Origin of the sequence: Microbacterium enclense (assembly GCF_001456955.1) — a bacterium.
Lineage (GTDB): Bacteria > Actinomycetota > Actinomycetes > Actinomycetales > Microbacteriaceae > Microbacterium > Microbacterium enclense.
In genome coordinates, this window is record NZ_KQ758468.1 from 401860 (window position 1) to 418826 (window position 16967).

The following is a 16967-nucleotide window of genomic DNA, read 5'->3' on the forward strand; positions in this document are numbered from 1 at the left end:
TTCCAGATCAGTTTCGGACGCGAGCTTCCTGAGCATCCGCGGACGGCGATGTCGGCGCACCACCGTAGAATCGACGGAACATGTCACCGCGCGCCCTGAAGCCCCTCGAGCCGTCTGCCACTCCGCCGGAGCAGATCCGCAACTTCTGCATCATCGCTCACATCGACCACGGCAAGTCGACGTTGGCCGACCGCATGCTGCAGATCACCGGCGTCGTCGCCGACCGCGACATGCGCGCGCAGTACCTCGACCGCATGGACATCGAGCGCGAGCGCGGCATCACGATCAAGTCGCAGGCGGTGCGGATGCCGTGGTCCACCGCCGACGGCACGTTCGCCCTCAACATGATCGACACGCCCGGCCACGTCGACTTCACCTACGAGGTCAGCCGATCGCTCGCCGCGTGCGAGGGCGCGATCCTTCTGGTCGACGCGGCTCAGGGCATCGAGGCCCAGACGCTGGCCAACCTCTATCTCGCGCTCGAGAACGATCTGACGATCATCCCCGTGCTCAACAAGATCGACCTGCCCGCGGCCGACCCCGAGAAGTACGCGGCCGAGCTCGCCGGTCTCATCGGCGGAGACCCCGCCGATGTGCTGCGCGTCAGCGGCAAGACGGGCATGGGCGTCGAAGACCTGCTCGACCTCATCGTCGACAAGATCCCCGCCCCCGTCGGCGCGGCCGACGCCCCGGCGCGCGCGATGATCTTCGACTCCGTCTACGACGCCTACCGCGGCGTCGTCACCTACGTCCGCATGGTCGACGGCTCCCTGTCGCCGCGCGAGCGCATTCAGATGATGTCGACGACCGCCACGCACGAGCTGCTCGAGATCGGCGTCTCGAGCCCCGAGCCGATCCCCACCAAGGGTCTCGGCGTCGGCGAGGTGGGCTACCTCATCACCGGCGTGAAAGACGTGCGCCAGTCCAAGGTCGGCGACACGATCACCAACCAGCGCAAGCCCGCCACCGAGGCCCTCGCCGGGTACACCGACCCGAAGCCCATGGTCTTCTCGGGCATCTACCCGATCGACGGCAGCGACTACGCCGAACTGCGCGAGGCGCTCGACAAGCTCAAGCTCTCCGACGCGTCGCTGCAGTACGAGCCCGAGACCTCCGTCGCGCTCGGCTTCGGCTTTCGCGCCGGCTTCCTCGGCCTGCTGCACCTCGAGATCATCACCGAGCGGCTCTCGCGCGAGTTCGGACTCGACCTCATCACGACCGCCCCGTCGGTGACGTACGAGGTCACCACCGACACCGGCGAGACGGTGTCGGTCACGAACCCCAGCGAATACCCCGACGGGCGCGTGGCCTCGGTGTCGGAGCCGATCGTCAAGGTCGGCATCCTTCTCCCGAAGGACTACGTCGGCACCGTCATGGAGCTCTGCCAGTCGCGCCGCGGCACGCTGCTCGGCATGGAATACCTCAGCGAAGACCGTGTCGAGCTTCGCTACCACATGCCCCTCGGCGAGATCGTGTTCGACTTCTTCGACCACCTCAAGAGCCGCACCCAGGGCTACGCGAGCCTCGACTACGAACCGGCCGGATCGCAGACCGCCGACCTGGTCAAGGTCGACATCCTGCTGCAGGGCGAGAAGGTCGACGCGTTCAGCTCGATCGTGCACCGCGAGAAGGCCTACGCGTACGGCACGCTCATGGCCGAGCGCCTGCGCAAGCTCATACCGCGTCAGCAGTTCGAGGTGCCCATCCAGGCCGCCATCGGCGCCCGCATCATCGCGCGCGAGACCATCCGTGCGATCCGCAAAGACGTGCTCGCCAAGTGCTACGGCGGTGACATCACCCGCAAGCGCAAGCTGCTCGAGAAGCAGAAAGAGGGCAAGAAGCGCATGAAGATGGTGGGTCGCGTCGAGGTGCCGCAAGAGGCGTTCATCGCGGCGCTGTCGGGCGACGTCGAGGCCAAGAAGTAACGCACGAGAACCGAGAGGGGTGGACCATGCGACGGCAGAACTTCACCGATGACACGGTCGACTATGCGGCGGTCGGTGCGACACAGGCGCCCGACCTGATGCAGTATCCGCCGGAGCATTCCGTGCCCGCCGAAGACGCCTGGCGCATCGGCAGCGGCGAGGACCGCTTCGCCGCGGCCAGCGAACTGTTGCTGTCGTGGGCGCCGCTGCGCGTCGAGGAGCTCAGCATCACCGACGTGCGTCCGGCGTCCGGCGAGGGCTACGCGGGCGTCGGTTTCGACGCCGAGGGCGCACCCGTCGCCCCGAGCCGCCTCGAGGCCGAGCAGCGCTTCGCCGCCGACGGCACCCCGTTCGTCAGCCCCGGCACGGGCGTGCGGCTGCACGGCAAGGTCGACGGTCACCGCGCCGACGCCGAGCTGCGGGTCATCTCCGTCTTCGAAGAGCCCCGCCGCGTGGGCTTCATCCTCGGTACCGTCGGTCACTCGATCGTCAGCGGCGAAGAGCTGTTCTCGCTCGAATGGCGCGACACCGACGAGGTCTGGTTCGTCGTGCGCGCGTTCGATCGTCCGACCGCGCCCACGTACAAGCTCTTCACCAGCCGCGTGCGCCGACGCCGCAAGGCGCTGTTCGCGCGGTATTTGCGCGCGATCTCGCCGCTGTACACCTCCTGATGGGCGGGCCCCTTCCCCTCGGGGATCCCGCCCCCGCCGACGGCCGCCTCCCGGGCGACCTGCCGATCGACGTCGCCGCCGATTTCGGTGTCTACCTGCACGTCCCGTTCTGCCGGGTGCGGTGCGGCTACTGCGACTTCAACACCTACACCGCGAGCGAACTGCGCGGCGCGCGGCAAGACGACTTCGCCGACACGCTTGTCGCCGAGGTGCGCATGGCGGGCGCGGTCATGGATGCCGCGGGCGGTCGGCGCTCGGCATCCACCGTCTTCTTCGGGGGTGGGACGCCCACGCTGCTGCCGCCCGGTGACCTGGCGAAGATGCTGGATGCCGTGCGTACCGAGTTCGGCATTACCGACGGCGCGGAGGTCACGGTCGAGGCCAACCCCGACACCGTCGACGACGCGGTCATGGCGACGCTCGCCGCGGCCGGGGTGACCCGCGTGTCGATCGGCATGCAGTCGGCCCGGCCGCACGTGCTCGCCGCGCTGGATCGCACGCACGACCCCGCCAATGTCGCGACCGCCGTCGCCGCCGCGCGCCGGGCGGGCCTCGACGTCTCGCTCGACCTCATCTACGGCGCACCGGGGGAGTCCCTCGACGACTGGCGCGCGTCGCTCGAGGCGGCGACCCAGCTCGATCCCGACCACATCTCGGCGTACGCGCTGATCGTCGAAGACGGCACGAAGCTCGCCCGGCAGATCCGCTCGGGTGCCGTGGCGCAGCCCTCCGACGACCTGCAGGCCGACATGTACGAGCTGGCCGACGATCTGCTAGCCGCCGCCGGGTACGACTGGTACGAGGTGTCGAACTGGTCGCGGGGCGCGACGCACCGCTCGCGACACAACCTCGCGTACTGGCGGGGAACCGACTGGTGGGGCTTCGGCCCCGGCGCCCACAGCCACGTCGCAGGGCTCCGCTGGTGGAACGTCAAGCACCCCGCCGCATACGCCCAGCGACTCGCGGCGGGTGAATCGCCCGCCGCCGCGCGCGAACGGCCCGACGAGACGGCGCGTCGCCTCGAGTCGGTGCTGTTGCGCAGCCGGATCCGCGAAGGCCTGGCGGTGTCGGAGATCCTGGGCGAGGGGCGCAAGGCCGTGGCATCCCTCATCGCCGACGGGCTCGTAGATGGGGCGGATGCCGTGCGCGGGCGCATCGTGCTCACGCGCCGCGGACGCCTGCTGGCGGATGCCGTGGTGCGGGCGCTCACGGAGTAGAACGTTCGCGCGGTCCGGTGGCGTCGGCGTCGCGGGCGCCGGCGGGTCGCCGAGAAACGGCATCGCGCGGATGAAACGCCTCGTCGCGCCGTTTCCTCCGCGTCAAGGCGTTTCTCGCGGAAGCGCCGCGCTCGGCAGGGCGTTTCTCGCGAGAGCACATGTCCGGGGTGCGGCTTCTTCAGGCGGGGCGGCCGCGCGCGCAGTCGCCGGCGGCAACACGCTCAGACGGACGCCGAGAAACGGCATCGCGCGGACGAAACGCCTCGTCGCGCCGTTTCCTCCGCGGCAAGGCGTTTCTCGCGGAAGCGCCGCGCTCGGCAGGGCGTTTCTCGCGAGAGCACATGTCCGGGGTGCGGCTTCTTCAGGCGGGGCGGCCGCGCGTGCAGTCGCCGGCGGCAACACGCTCAGACGGACGCCGAGAAACGGCATCGCGCGGACGAAACGCCTCGTCGCGCCGTTTCCTCCGCGGCAGGGCGTTTCTCGTGGAAGCGCCGCGCCGAGCGCGGCGTTTCCTCCGCGTCGAGGCGTTTCGCGCACGCGCCACGCCGAGCGCGGCGTCCCTCGCGAAGCCCCCGCCCCGCGGCCGCACCCAGAACCCGCGCCCGCCCGCCGCCGAGGGGGAGAGAGCGCACAGCGAGCCCCCGACGCGGTGTCGCACCCATCGCGTAGAATTGGCACTCAATCGAGCCGAGTGCCAAACGGGAGGAGCAGCGCATGGTGTCGGAACGCGGCCTTCAGGTGCTCCGCGCGATCGTGCAGGACTACGTCGACACGCGCGAGCCCGTCGGCAGCAAGGCCATCGTCGACCGGCACGCCTTCGGGGTGTCTGCCGCGACCATCCGCAACGACATGGCGCTGCTCGAAGACGAAGAGCTCATCGTCGCCCCGCACACCTCGTCGGGGCGCGTGCCCACCGACAAGGGCTATCGCGTCTTCGTCGACCACCTCGCCGAGCTCCGCCCTCTCTCGAGCGCGCAGCGCAGCGCCATCACCTCGTTCCTCGACGAAGCCGGCGATCTCGACGACCTCCTCGCCCGCACCGTCCGCGCCCTCACGCAGCTGACCGGCCAGGTCGCGATCGTGCAGTACCCGTCGTTCGCACGCGCCAACCTCACCCACGTCGAGCTCGTCGCCCTCGGTGGGCCCCGTGTGCTCGTCATCCTGGTCACCGATACCGGCCGGGTCTCGCAGCGCATCGCCCTCGTGCCCGCCGAGCCGACCGAAGCCGATATCGTCCAGCTCCGCGCCCGCGTGGGCGCCGTGCTGGTGGGGCGCAGCGTCGCCGACTGCGTGCAGCGGGTGGCCGACGCGCTCGCCGACGGACCGCGGCCGGGCGTCGCGCTCGACGCCATCGCCGACGCCGTGCTGCGCATCGTGGGCGAGGAGCTCGAAGAGTTCCGTCAAGACCGCCTCGTCATGGCGGGGGCGGCGACGCTCGCCAAGCGCGAGCAAGACTTCCGCGGCAGCATCTATCCCCTGCTCGAGGCCATCGAAGAGCAGGTCACCCTGCTGCGGCTCATGAGCGAGATGGTGGCCGACGAGAAGGGATTGTCGGCGAGCATCGGCCGCGAGAACGAACCTTTCGGTCTGGTCGAAGCCTCCGTGCTCGCCAGCCGGTACGACGGGTCGACCGGCGGTGCCCGCGTGGGCCTGCTCGGCCCGATGCGCATGGACTACTCCTCGAATCTCGCGGCGGTCCGCGCCGTCGCGCACTATCTGACCCGCATGCTCGAAGACGACGACAGCGCACGCTGACGAGCATCACACCCGAACGACCCCGCGCGAGCGGGCAGGAAGGCGATTGTGGCTGACCACTACGAGGTCCTGGGCGTCGAACGCGACGCCAGCCCGGAAGACATCAAGAAGGCGTACCGACGCCTGGCGCGCCAACTGCACCCCGACGTGAACCCCGGCGACGACGCGTCCGAGCGCTTCAAGCTCGTCACGCACGCCTACGACGTGCTCAGCGATCCCGAGCAGCGACGCCGCTACGACATGGGTGGCGATCAGAGCCCCTTCGGCGGGGGAGCGGGCGGCTTCGGCGGCTTCAGCGACATCTTCGAGACGTTCTTCGGCGGCGCCCAGGGCGGCGGAGGTCGCGGCCCGCGTCCGCGGTCGCGTCGGGAGCGCGGACAGGACGCCCTCGTGCGCGTCACCCTGCAGCTCGGTGACGTCGTGTTCGGCACGCACCGCGATCTCGAGGTCGACACGGCCGTGCTGTGCGAGACCTGCCAGGGGGCGTGCACCCAGCCCGGCACGAGCGAGGTCACCTGCGACATCTGCCACGGCTCCGGTCACGTGCAGCGCACCGTGCGCAGCCTCCTCGGCAACGTCGTCACCAGCGCCCCCTGCACCGTCTGCCAGGGTCACGGCACGACCATCCCGTACCCCTGCGGCACCTGCCAGGGGCAGGGCCGCGTACGCGCCCGCCGCACGGTGTCGGTCGACATCCCCGCCGGCGTCGAGTCGGGGCTGCGCCTGCAGCTGCCCGGCTCGGGTGAGGTCGGACCCGCCGGCGGCCCCAACGGCGACCTGTACCTCGAGATCACCGTCGAGGCGCACGACGCGTTCAGCCGCGAGGGAGACGACCTCGTCGCGACCCTCGAGGTCTCGATGCCGGATGCCATCCTCGGCGCCACCACGACCATCCAGTCGCTCGACGGCAGCGTCGACCTCGAGGTGCGTCCCGGCGTGCAGTCCGGCGACGTGCTGACCATCAAGGGCCGCGGTATCACGCCGCTGCGCGGCAGCCAGCGCGGCGACCTGAAGGTCGGTGTACACGTGGTCACGCCCACGCGTCTCGATCACAAGGAGCGCGCCCTCATCGAGGAGTTCGCCAAGCGCACGAAGGCGCCCAAGCCGCGTCTCGCCGAACACCAGCAGGGCATGTTCAGCAAGTTCCGCGACCGCTTCCGGCACTGACCGTGGCGCTGCACTTCGTCACCGACGACGCCGGCACCGCGCAGCCGGGCGACGTCGTCGTGCTCACCGGCTCCGAGGCGCATCACGCCGCGGCCGTGCGGCGCGTGCGAGTCGACGAGGCGGTGACGCTCGGCGACGGTCGCGGCGTCTGGCTCGACGGTACGGTGAGCGCGGCCGGCCCGAAGCAGGTCGAGGTCGTCGTGACGGCGCGCGACGAGCGCCCGACCCCGTCGCCGCGCTTCGTGCTCGTGCAGGCCCTGGCGAAGGGCGATCGCGACGAGCTCGCCGTGCAAGCGGCGACCGAGCTCGGCGTCGACGCGATCGTGCCGTGGCAGGCGGCGCGCAGCGTCTCGCGCTGGGATGCCAAGGCCGAGAAGGGGATCGCCCGCTGGCAGACGATCGTGCGCGAGGCAGCGAAGCAAGCGCACCGCGCCTGGATCCCCGAGGTCGAGGGTGTCGCCCGCACGGCAGACCTGGTCTCCCTCGCGCAGACCGCCCTCGTGCTCGTGCTGGAGCCCTCGGCATCCGCTCGCCTGACCGCCGTCGCGACCGACCCGTCGGACGGGCGCGACGTGGTGCTGGTCGTCGGACCCGAAGGCGGCATCGCGCCGGACGAGCTGTCGGCGCTGGCCGACGCGGGCGCCCGGCTCGTGCGCCTCGGCGACACGGTGCTGCGCACCTCCACCGCGGGCGCTGCGGCTCTCTCGGTGCTGTCGGCGGCGTACGGGCGCTGGTAACGCGCACGGCTCCACGCGCTCCGGGAGGAAGCGGCTCGGGGGTCGGCGCGACCCGTCGGCGCGTCTGCGGATCGCCGAGCGAAGACCTTTTTCGGGTTCGGGGCGGAATCTGCGCCTCGGGGCGGGCGAATCCTGCCCCGAACGACGAAAGCCGCCCCGAACCGAGAGATGCAGCCGGCACCCCTCGCCCCTGCCTGCCGCCGCGCGTGCGCACCCGCCCCGGGTGTCGGAGGCCCTCACTAGACTGGATGCCATGAGCGAACCGTCGATCTTCAAGCGCATCCTGCAGGGCGAGATCCCCGCCGAGATCGTCGCCGAGACCGAGAACGCCTTCGCGATCCGCGACATCGCACCGCAGGCGCCGGTGCACCTGCTCGTCATCCCCAAGACGTCGCACTACCGCAACGTCGTCGAGCTGGCCGCGGGCGATCCCGACCTGCTCACCGAGGTCATCGGTCTCGCCAACGCCGTCGCGGCCGAGCATGCCGACGGCGACTTCCGCCTGATCTTCAACACCGGCGAGGGCGCCGGTCAGACCGTCTTCCACGTGCACGCCCACGTCCTCGCGGGTGGCCTGAACGAAAAGAGCCTGGGTGGCTGATTCCCCCGAAGAGACCGTCTCCGACCGCATCGAGGTCGACGGCGTGGCCATGGTGCAACTGCTCGGCCCGCAGGACCGCCTGCTCCGCGTCGTCGAGAAGGAGCATCCCGATGTCGACGTGCACGTACGGGGCAACGAGATCACCCTGTCGGGAGCGCCCGACGCCGTTCGAGCGGCCCGTGGCCTCGTCGACGAACTGCTGTCGATGACCCGTTCCGGTCAGGGTCTCGACCCGTCCGACGTGTCGAGCTCCAATCGCATGCTGCGCTCCGACGGCGGCCCCCGCCCGTCCGAAGTCATGGGCGAGGCGATCCTGTCGTCGCGCGGTAAGGTCATCCGCCCCAAGACCGCGGGTCAGAAAGAGTACGTCGACGCGATCGATGAGAACACCATCGTGTTCGGCATCGGTCCCGCCGGTACCGGCAAGACCTACCTCGCCATGGCGAAGGCCGTGCAGGCGCTGCAGCGCAAAGAGGTCAACCGCATCATCCTCACGCGCCCCGCGGTCGAGGCGGGCGAGCGGCTCGGGTTCCTCCCCGGCACCCTCACCGACAAGATCGACCCGTATCTGCGGCCGCTCTACGACGCGCTCAACGAGATGATGGACCCCGACATCGTCCCCAAGCTCATGGCCACGGGCACGATCGAGGTCGCGCCGCTGGCGTACATGCGCGGACGCACGCTCAACGACTCCTTCGTCGTGCTCGACGAAGCGCAGAACACGACGCCCGAGCAGATGAAGATGTTCCTCACCCGCCTCGGGTTCGGCACGCGCATGGTCGTGACCGGCGACATCACCCAGGTCGACCTGCCCCAGGGCGCCTCGGGCCTGCGGCTCGTCACCCGGGTGCTGAGCGACATCGACGACATCCACTTCTCGCGCCTGACCAGCGACGACGTCGTACGCCACTCGCTCGTCGGCCGCATCGTCGACGCCTACAGCGAGTACGACGAGAAGCGCCTCGCCGCTCGTCGCGAGCGCGACGAAGCCTCCGAATTCGCCACCCGTGCGGAGCGACGCGGCCAGAGCGCCGCCGGTCCCCGCGATCACCTCCCGAGACGAAGCCGCTCATGACGATCGAGATCAACAACGAATCCGACCACCAGATCGACGAGCAGGTGCTACTGCGTCTGATGGAGTACAACCTGGCCGAGCTGCACGTCAGCGCCGACGCCGACGTCGCCATCGTGCTCGTCGACGAGGGCGCCATGGAGTCGCTCCACGTGCAGTGGATGGACGAGCCCGGTCCCACCGATGTGCTCAGCTTCCCCATGGACGAGCTGCGTCCCGGCTCCGAAGACGCGCCGACGCCCGCGGGCCTGCTCGGAGACATCGTGCTCTGCCCCGCCGTGGCCGAGACCCAGGCCGTCGCCGCGAAGCACTCCACGCAAGACGAGCTCATCCTCCTCACGACCCACGGTCTGCTGCACCTGCTCGGTTTCGACCACGCCGAGCCCGACGAGGAGCGCGAGATGTTCGGGCTGCAGCGCGAACTGATCGCCGGCTTCCAGGCCGTCGAGCGCCAGCGTCGCGCATGACCGAGGCGCTGCTCCTCGTCGTCGCCTTCCTGCTCGTCGCCTTCGGCGGCCTGATGGCGGCGTTTGAGGCAGCACTCGGGGTCACCTCCCGAGCCGATCTGCTCGACCTCGGCGTCGCGGGCCGCAACGCCCGGGCGCTGCACCGCATCGCCGACGACACGAACGCGCACATCACGGCGGTGTCGTTCATCCGCGTGCTCTCCGAGACGACGGCCGCGGTCCTCGTGGCGGCGGCGTTCATGCTGATGTTCGACAACATCCTGCTCGCGGTGGTCGCCGCGGCCGTGCTGATGACCGGCATCTCGTTCGTCGCCGTCGGCGCCAGCCCCCGCTCGGTGGGCCGCCAGCACGCGCGCGGCCTGCTCACCGGCGGTGCGCCGATCGTGCGCGGCATGCGCATCCTGCTCGGCCCGCTCGCGCACGGCCTCGTCGCCGTCGGCAATCGCGTCACCCCCGGCGTCTCGCACTCGACGTCGTTCGCGTCGGAGGAGCAGCTGCTCAGCATCATCGACGAGGCCGCCGAGAACGAGCTCATCGAAGAAGACGACCGCGAGCTGATCCACTCCGTCTTCGACTTCACCGACCGGTACGTGCGCGAGGTCATGGTGCCGCGCACCGACATGGTGAGCGTGGATGCCGCGGCCACCTCCCGCGAGGCCCTGTCGCTGTTCCTCGAGAAGGGCGTCTCGCGCGTTCCGCTGGCCGACGACGAGGCCGACGACATCGTCGGCATGCTGTACCTGAAAGACCTCGTCCAATACGGCTTCCGCGACGAGGCGGGCTGGCGCGATGCCCCCATCCGCCGCATCGCCCGTCCGGCGGTCTTCGTGCCCGAGTCGATGAAGGCCGAGACCCTGCTGCAGCAGATGAAGAAGGATGCCGTGCACGTATGCCTCGTCGTCGACGAGTACGGCGGCGTGGCGGGCCTGGTCACGATGGAGGACCTCATCGAAGAACTCGTGGGCGAGATCGCCGACGAGTACGACGCGCCCTCGACCGAGGTTGTCGAGCTGGGCGACGGGCGCTACCGGGTCAATGCCCGGCTGAGCCTCGACGAGGTGGGCGACCTGTTCGGCCTCGAACTCGACGACGAAGACGTCGACTCGGTCGGCGGGCTGCTCGGCAAGGCGCTCGGCCGCATCCCCCAGCCCGGGGCCACGGCCGAGCACTCCGGTCTCGTGCTCACCGGCGGCGCCTCGCGCGGTCGCAACCGCGGCATCGCGACGGTCATCGTGGAACGCGCCGAGATCCCCGCAGACGAAGACGCCGAGGCCGCTGCCCCGGCGCGTGAGAGGAACGACAGATGAGCGACACCCGATCCGGCTTCGTGACCTTCGTGGGCCGACCGAACGTCGGCAAGTCGACGCTGACCAACGCCCTCGTCGGCGAGAAGGTCGCCATCACGAGCGAGAAGCCGCAGACGACCCGCCGGGCCATCCGCGGGATCGTCAACCGGCCCGGCGGACAGCTCGTCGTCGTCGACACCCCCGGCATCCATCGCCCGCGTACCCTGCTCGGTCAGCGCCTCAACGACCTCGTCGAGCAGGTGCTGGGCGATGTCGACGTGATCGCGTTCTGCGCCCCGGCGACCGAGAAGGTCGGTCCCGGCGACCGCCGCATCGCCGAGTCGCTCTCGGGCTATCCGCGCGCCAAGAAGGTCGCTTTGGTCACCAAGACCGACGCCGCCACGCGCGACCAGGTCACCGAGCGCCTCGTCGAGGTCGACGCGCTGCGCGAGGACTGGGCGGCGGTCATCCCGCTCTCGGCCGTCACCAACGATCAGCTCGACGTGCTGAGCGACGAACTGCTCGCGCTCATGCCGGTGGGTCCCGCGCTGTACGAAGACGACGTCGTGACCGACGAGACGGTCGAGGATCGCATCGCCGAGATCATCCGCGAGGCCGCGCTGCACGGCGTGCGCGACGAGCTGCCGCACTCCATCGCCGTGACCGTCGACGACGTCGCACCCCGCGAAGACAGCGACCTGACCGATGTGTGGGCGAACATCGTCGTCGAACGCGACAGCCAGAAGGCCATCATCATCGGCAAGAAGGGCTCCCGCCTGGCCGACGTGGGCGCGCGGGCGCGCGCCGGTATCGAGCCGCTCGTGGGCGGTCGGGTGTACCTCTCGCTGCACGTGCGCGTGGCGAAGGAATGGCAGCGCGACCCGAAGCAGCTGGGGCGTCTCGGCTTCTGACCAGCCCCACCCGACTCTCCCGACGCGGGGCTACGCTCGGCGCCGACGACCCGAAACGAAAGGCGTGACCATGGCGATGAGGTGGACGGCCCCCGCTCCGGGCCCGATCGAGGACTGGCGCTTCGACGAGGTCGAGGTCGCGCCTCCCGGCCCGGGCGAGGTGACCGTGCGCATCCGCGCGGCGGGCGTCAACCCCGCCGACGCCAAACACGTCGCTCGCCCCGGCGCGAACTTCCCCGTGCCGATCGGCTACGAGCTGTCGGGCGAGATCACCGCCGTCGGCCCCGATGCGGTCGGCGGCTCGGGCGACCTCCGGGTCGGAGCCGAGGTCGTGGCGTTCCGCGTGCAGGGCGCTTATGCGACCGAGCTGACGGTGGCCGCCCGCGACGTCTTCGCCAAGCCTGCGAACCTCACGCACCCCGAGGCGGCGAATCTGCTGCTCGCCGGCACGACCGCTGCCGAGATGATCCAGGTGACGCGTGTCGAGAGGGGCGAGACCGTCCTGCTGCACGCCGCCTCCGGCGCCGTCGGGGTGAGCCTGCTCCAGCAGGCGCGCGAGCTCGGTGTGCGCGTGATCGGCACGGTGGGCCCGGATGCCGAGGCCTCGGCCGAGCGCGTGCGTCGCTATGGAGGCATCCCGGTGGCCTACGGCGACGGGCTCCGTGCGCGCGTCGAAGAGGCGGCCAAGGGCGCGCCCATCGCGGCGGCGTGGGACGCGGCGGGCACCGACGAGGCCATCGACGTCTCGCTCGCGCTCGTCGGAGAGCGCGACCGCATCGTGACCATCGTCAGCCCCGACCGGGCGAAGGCCGACGGCTTCCTGTGGATCGCCGGCGCCCGTCCCGAGAGTGCACGGTTCCGCGACATCGCCCGCGCGCGGGTGCTCGAGCTCGCGGCGTCCGGTGCTCTCGAGGTGCCGGTCGCGCGCACTTATCCGCTCGCCGACGCGGTCGCGGCCGTGCGGTTCGTGATGGACGGGCACCCCGGCGGCAAAGTGGCGCTGCTGCCGTGAGCGAGTCGCCGTTCGTCCTTCCACCGGCGCCCCGGGCTCTTGAGGTGACGCGCGATCGGCTGCGTTTGCGCCCGTTCGAGGAGCGCGATCTCGACGCCATGGCCGCCTACCGCGGCGACGCCGAGGTGTGCCGCTATCTGCCGTTCGAGCCGCAGACGCCGGACGACATCCGCGGCCGCATCGGCCAGCTCTTCGGGCGCACGTCGCTCGAGGGGGAGCGCGCGGGGCTCATCCTCGTGATCGAGCGGGTGAGCGACGGGCGGGTGGTCGGCGACCTCGTTCTCTTCCATCTCGACCCCCAGGCCGGCTCCGCTGAGATCGGGTGGGTCGTCAGCCCCGCGGTCGCCGGCCAGGGCCTGGCCACCGAGGCGGTACGGGCACTCATCGACACGGCCTTCGGCGTCTACGGCCTCCGCCGATTGACGGCGCGGATCGACGCCGAGAACGCCCGCTCCCTCGCCCTCGCCGAGCGGGTCGGCATGCGCCGCGAGGCCCACCACGTCGAGAACGCGTGGTTCAAGGGACGCTGGAGCGACGAGCTGGTCTACGCGCTCCTGTCACGGGAGTGGACGCCGCGGGCGTGAACCGTCGGCCGCGACACTGCTACGATCGCAGGATGCGCTTCGGTGGCCTGCTTCTTCTTAGCTGCCGCGACGAGTCCTCGATCTAAGGGCCTTCCTCGTCGCGGAGATCGTCGTCGGCCCCACCGAACGAATCAAAAGAAGCGACACATCATGAAGAACACCCAGAAGCCCACGTCCGCTCCGGTGCACAAGTACCGTCCTTTCCACGAGCAGATCCGGGTCGACCTGCCCGACCGCACGTGGCCGTCGAAGCGCATCGAGGTGGCGCCGCGCTGGTGCGCCGTCGACCTGCGCGACGGCAACCAGGCCCTCATCGACCCGATGAGCCCCGAGCGCAAGCGCGTCATGTTCGACCTGCTCGTGAAGATGGGCTACAAGGAGATCGAGGTCGGGTTCCCGAGCGCGAGTCAGACCGATTTCGACTTCGTCCGCCAGCTCATCGACGAGAACCTGATCCCCGACGACGTCACCATCCAGGTGCTGACGCAGGCGCGCGAGCACCTGATCGCCCGCACGTACGAGGCCATCGCCGGCGCGAAGCAGGCGATCGTGCACCTCTACAACTCGACGAGCGTGCTGCAGCGCGAGGTCGTCTTCCGCACCGACCAGCAGGGCATCGTCGACATCGCCCTCGAGGGGGCGCGCCTGTGCAAGCAGTACGAGGCGACGATCCCGCAGACCGAGGTCTACTACGAGTACTCGCCCGAGAGCTACACCGGCACCGAGCTGGAGTTCGCGCTGCGCATCTGCAACGAGGTGCTCGAGGTCTTCCAGCCGACGCCCGAGCGCAAGGTCATCCTGAACCTCCCCGCCACCGTCGAGATGGCGACGCCCAACGTCTACGCCGACTCGATCGAGTGGATGTCGCGTCACCTGAACCACCGCGAGAACGTCATTTTGTCGCTGCACCCGCACAACGACCGCGGCACCGCCGTGGCCGCGGCGGAGCTGGGCTACATGGCCGGCGCCGACCGCATCGAGGGGTGCCTGTTCGGCAACGGCGAGCGCACCGGCAACGTCGATCTCGTCGCGCTGGGCATCAACCTGCTGACCCAGGGCATCGACCCGCAGATCGACTTCAGCGACATCGACCAGGTCAAGCGCACGGTCGAGTACTGCAACCAGCTGCCCGTGCCCGAGCGCAGCCCGTGGGCCGGCGACCTGGTCTTCACCGCGTTCAGCGGTTCGCATCAGGATGCCATCAAGAAGGGCTTCGAGGCGATGGAGGCCCGTGCGCAGGCCGAGGGCAAGAGCATCGACGACATCGAGTGGGCGGTGCCGTACCTGCCGATCGACCCGAAAGACCTGGGCCGTTCGTACGAGGCGGTCATCCGCGTCAACTCGCAGTCGGGCAAGGGCGGCGTCGCCTACCTGCTGAAGGCCGACCACGCGATCGATCTGCCACGCAAGCTCCAGATCGAGTTCTCGGGTGTCGTGCAGACCCGCACCGACGCCGAGGGCGGCGAGGTCTCGAGCAGCCAGATCTGGGACATCTTCACCGACGAGTACCTGCCGTCGAAAGACGACGACCAGCGCTGGGGCCGCTTCGAACTGCTCTCGACGCGTTCGTCGAGCGACATGTCGGGCGACGTGCACCTCGACGTCTCGCTGCGCGACGGCGAGTCGGTGCACCCGGCCTCGGCCGTGGGCAACGGGCCCGTGGCCGCGTTCCTCGAGATCGTCCGGTCGCAGGGCTTCGACGTGACGCTGTACGACTACGTCGAGCACGCCCTCAGCTCGGGCGGCGACGCGCAGGCCGCGGCCTACGTTGAGTTGCAGGTCGACGATCAGCGCCTGTGGGGCGTCGGCATCGACAACGACATCTCGACGGCGTCGCTGAAGGCCATCGTGTCGGGCGTCAACCGCGCCATCCGCACCCGTCAGACCGCCGGCACTTTCGCCGCCGTCTGAGGACATCGCCGTGGCTTACGCCCACGGACACCACGAAAGCGTGCTGCGTTCCCACGCCGCGCGCACCGTCGCCGATTCGGCGGCGTACCTGGTGTCTTCGCTGTCGGCCGGCGCCCGCATCCTCGATGTGGGCGCCGGCCCCGGCTCCATCACCGTCGACCTCGCCGATCGGGTCTTCCCGGGGGAGGTCGTCGGGGTGGATGCCGCCCCCGACGTCGTGGAGGTCGCCCGCGCCGTGGTCGGCGACCGCACCAACGTGACGTTCCGCGTCGACGACGCCTACGCCCTCGACGCGCCGGACGCCTCGTTCGACATCGTGCACGCCCACCAGACGCTGCAGCACCTGGCTCGTCCGGTCGATGCGTTGCGCGAGTTCGGACGGGTCGCCGGGCCCGAGGGGCTCGTCGCGGTGCGCGACGTGGACTACGGCGGGGTGATCTGGCATCCGAGGATCCCGGCGCTCGACGAGTGGATCGTCTTGTACGACGCGGTGCACCGGGGAATCTCGGGCGAGCCGAATGCGGGTCGCCTGCTGAAGGCCTGGACGCGCGAGGCGGGATTCTCGCGCATCGAGGCGAGCGCGAGCGTGTGGCTCTTCGACACCGCTGAGAAGCGGGCGTGGTGGGGCGGCATGTGGGCCGACCGAGTGTTGGCGTCGGCGTTCGCCGGACACGCGAAGCGGCTCGGTCTCGCCGACGATGCGCTGCTGCAGCGCATCTCCGACGCATGGCGCGAGTGGGCCGCAGACCCCGACGGCTGGATCCTGTTGCCCCACGGCGAGGTGCTCGCCCGTAGATAAGGGCGCGCGAGGGCGTCGATGCGAGGATGAAGCCGTGATCCGCGTCGACGCCCTCTTCCGTTACCCCGTGAAGGGCTTCACGCCCGAGAGGCGTGAGAGTCTCGTCATCCAGTCCGACGGTCGCGTGCAGGGCGACCGCGCGCTCGTGTTCCGTTTCGCCGACGCCCTCGAACCCGAGGATGCCACCTACCCGAAGAGCCGCGGGCTCGCGCTGATGACCTTTCCGACGCTCGCGCGTATCGACCTGACCTTCGACGACACGGCGGGGACGCTTCGCCTCCGCGTCGACGACATCGACGTCACCGCCGACCTGAGCGAGTCCGGCCGCGCACGCCTCTCCGACGCCGTCACGGCGTACCTGCGCACGACCAGCGACGCGAAGCTCCTCGACGCCGACGGCATCCTGCCCCTCGGTCTCATCGGCGACGGCGTGACAGCGCGTTTCCAGGACCGGCCGCGCGGTTTCATCTCACTGCACGGCGCGGCCTCGGTCGACGCACTGGATGCCGCGGTGCCCGCGCCCGTCGACGATCGCCGCTTCCGCTCGAACATCGTGGTGAACGGCACCGCGCCGTGGGCCGAGCTCGACTGGCGCGGACGCGTGCGGATCGGCGAGGTGGAGTTCGAGGTGCAGAAGCCCATCGAGCGATGCGCCGCGATCACCGCCAACCCCGATACGGGCGTCCGCGATGCGCGGCTGCTGCGCGTGCTCACGACCGCGTTCGGCCAGGACGAGCCGACCCTCGGCATCCTGCTCCTCCCGGCCGACGGCGGCGGCACGATCCGCGTCGGCGACGAGGTCGCTCCGCTCGGCTGAGCCCGCATAGCCCCGCGCGAGTCGCCGATGTTTGT

16 protein-coding genes are annotated in these 16967 nt (G+C 70.3%); all 16 read left to right on the forward strand.

What is annotated here, in order from left to right:
- Window positions 1-80: 80 nt before the first annotated feature.
- Window positions 81-1925 (forward strand): translation elongation factor 4, encoded by a 1845-nt coding sequence (lepA, locus tag AS029_RS05310; RefSeq protein ID WP_058231531.1) that lies wholly within the window; start codon window positions 81-83, stop codon window positions 1923-1925.
- A gap of 26 nt (window positions 1926-1951) precedes the next feature.
- Window positions 1952-2596 carry a DUF1990 family protein gene (locus tag AS029_RS05315; RefSeq protein WP_058231532.1) on the forward strand — a complete coding sequence of 215 codons (645 nt, stop codon included), beginning with the start codon at window positions 1952-1954 and terminating at the stop codon, window positions 2594-2596.
- Window positions 2596-3813 (forward strand): radical SAM family heme chaperone HemW, encoded by a 1218-nt coding sequence (gene hemW / locus AS029_RS05320; protein WP_058231533.1) that lies wholly within the window; start codon window positions 2596-2598, stop codon window positions 3811-3813. Before AS029_RS05315 ends, hemW begins: the two co-directional genes overlap by 1 nt.
- A gap of 714 nt (window positions 3814-4527) precedes the next feature.
- Window positions 4528-5568, forward strand: a complete 1041-nt coding sequence (gene hrcA / locus AS029_RS05325) for a heat-inducible transcriptional repressor HrcA (RefSeq protein ID WP_058231534.1) — start codon at window positions 4528-4530, stop codon at window positions 5566-5568.
- A gap of 48 nt (window positions 5569-5616) precedes the next feature.
- Window positions 5617-6735 carry a molecular chaperone DnaJ gene (gene dnaJ, locus AS029_RS05330; RefSeq protein ID WP_058231535.1) on the forward strand — a complete coding sequence of 373 codons (1119 nt, stop codon included), beginning with the start codon at window positions 5617-5619 and terminating at the stop codon, window positions 6733-6735.
- A gap of 2 nt (window positions 6736-6737) precedes the next feature.
- Window positions 6738-7472, forward strand: coding sequence for a 16S rRNA (uracil(1498)-N(3))-methyltransferase (locus AS029_RS05335; protein ID WP_058231536.1), 735 nt, complete (start codon window positions 6738-6740; stop codon window positions 7470-7472).
- A gap of 253 nt (window positions 7473-7725) precedes the next feature.
- Window positions 7726-8073 (forward strand): HIT domain-containing protein, encoded by a 348-nt coding sequence (locus AS029_RS05340; RefSeq protein WP_058231537.1) that lies wholly within the window; start codon window positions 7726-7728, stop codon window positions 8071-8073.
- Between the two features lie 49 nt (window positions 8074-8122).
- On the forward strand, window positions 8123-9148 hold the full coding sequence (locus tag AS029_RS05345; protein ID WP_228375890.1) for a PhoH family protein: 1026 nt from the start codon (window positions 8123-8125) through the stop codon (window positions 9146-9148).
- Window positions 9145-9612 carry an rRNA maturation RNase YbeY gene (gene ybeY, locus AS029_RS05350; RefSeq protein ID WP_058231539.1) on the forward strand — a complete coding sequence of 156 codons (468 nt, stop codon included), beginning with the start codon at window positions 9145-9147 and terminating at the stop codon, window positions 9610-9612. The genes AS029_RS05345 and ybeY overlap by 4 nt, the downstream gene beginning before the upstream one ends.
- A complete protein-coding gene (locus tag AS029_RS05355) occupies window positions 9609-10919 on the forward strand; it encodes a hemolysin family protein (RefSeq protein ID WP_058231540.1) in 1311 nt (436 codons plus the stop codon). The genes ybeY and AS029_RS05355 overlap by 4 nt, the downstream gene beginning before the upstream one ends.
- Window positions 10916-11809, forward strand: coding sequence for a GTPase Era (gene era, locus AS029_RS05360; RefSeq protein WP_058231541.1), 894 nt, complete (start codon window positions 10916-10918; stop codon window positions 11807-11809). Before AS029_RS05355 ends, era begins: the two co-directional genes overlap by 4 nt.
- 70 nt (window positions 11810-11879) lie before the next feature.
- On the forward strand, window positions 11880-12821 hold the full coding sequence (locus AS029_RS05365) for a quinone oxidoreductase family protein (protein ID WP_058231542.1): 942 nt from the start codon (window positions 11880-11882) through the stop codon (window positions 12819-12821).
- A 44-nt stretch (window positions 12822-12865) separates the two neighbouring features.
- Window positions 12866-13405 carry a GNAT family N-acetyltransferase gene (locus AS029_RS05370; RefSeq protein WP_082642156.1) on the forward strand — a complete coding sequence of 180 codons (540 nt, stop codon included), beginning with the start codon at window positions 12866-12868 and terminating at the stop codon, window positions 13403-13405.
- 150 nt (window positions 13406-13555) lie between these two features.
- Window positions 13556-15316 carry a 2-isopropylmalate synthase gene (gene leuA, locus AS029_RS05375; protein WP_058231544.1) on the forward strand — a complete coding sequence of 587 codons (1761 nt, stop codon included), beginning with the start codon at window positions 13556-13558 and terminating at the stop codon, window positions 15314-15316.
- Between the two features lie 10 nt (window positions 15317-15326).
- Window positions 15327-16115 (forward strand): methyltransferase domain-containing protein, encoded by a 789-nt coding sequence (locus AS029_RS05380; RefSeq protein WP_082642179.1) that lies wholly within the window; start codon window positions 15327-15329, stop codon window positions 16113-16115.
- Window positions 16116-16149: 34 nt separating this feature from the next.
- Entirely contained in the window at window positions 16150-16932 is a 783-nt protein-coding gene (locus tag AS029_RS05385) for an MOSC domain-containing protein (RefSeq protein WP_058231546.1), read from the forward strand.
- The last annotated feature ends 35 nt before the right edge of the window (window positions 16933-16967 follow it).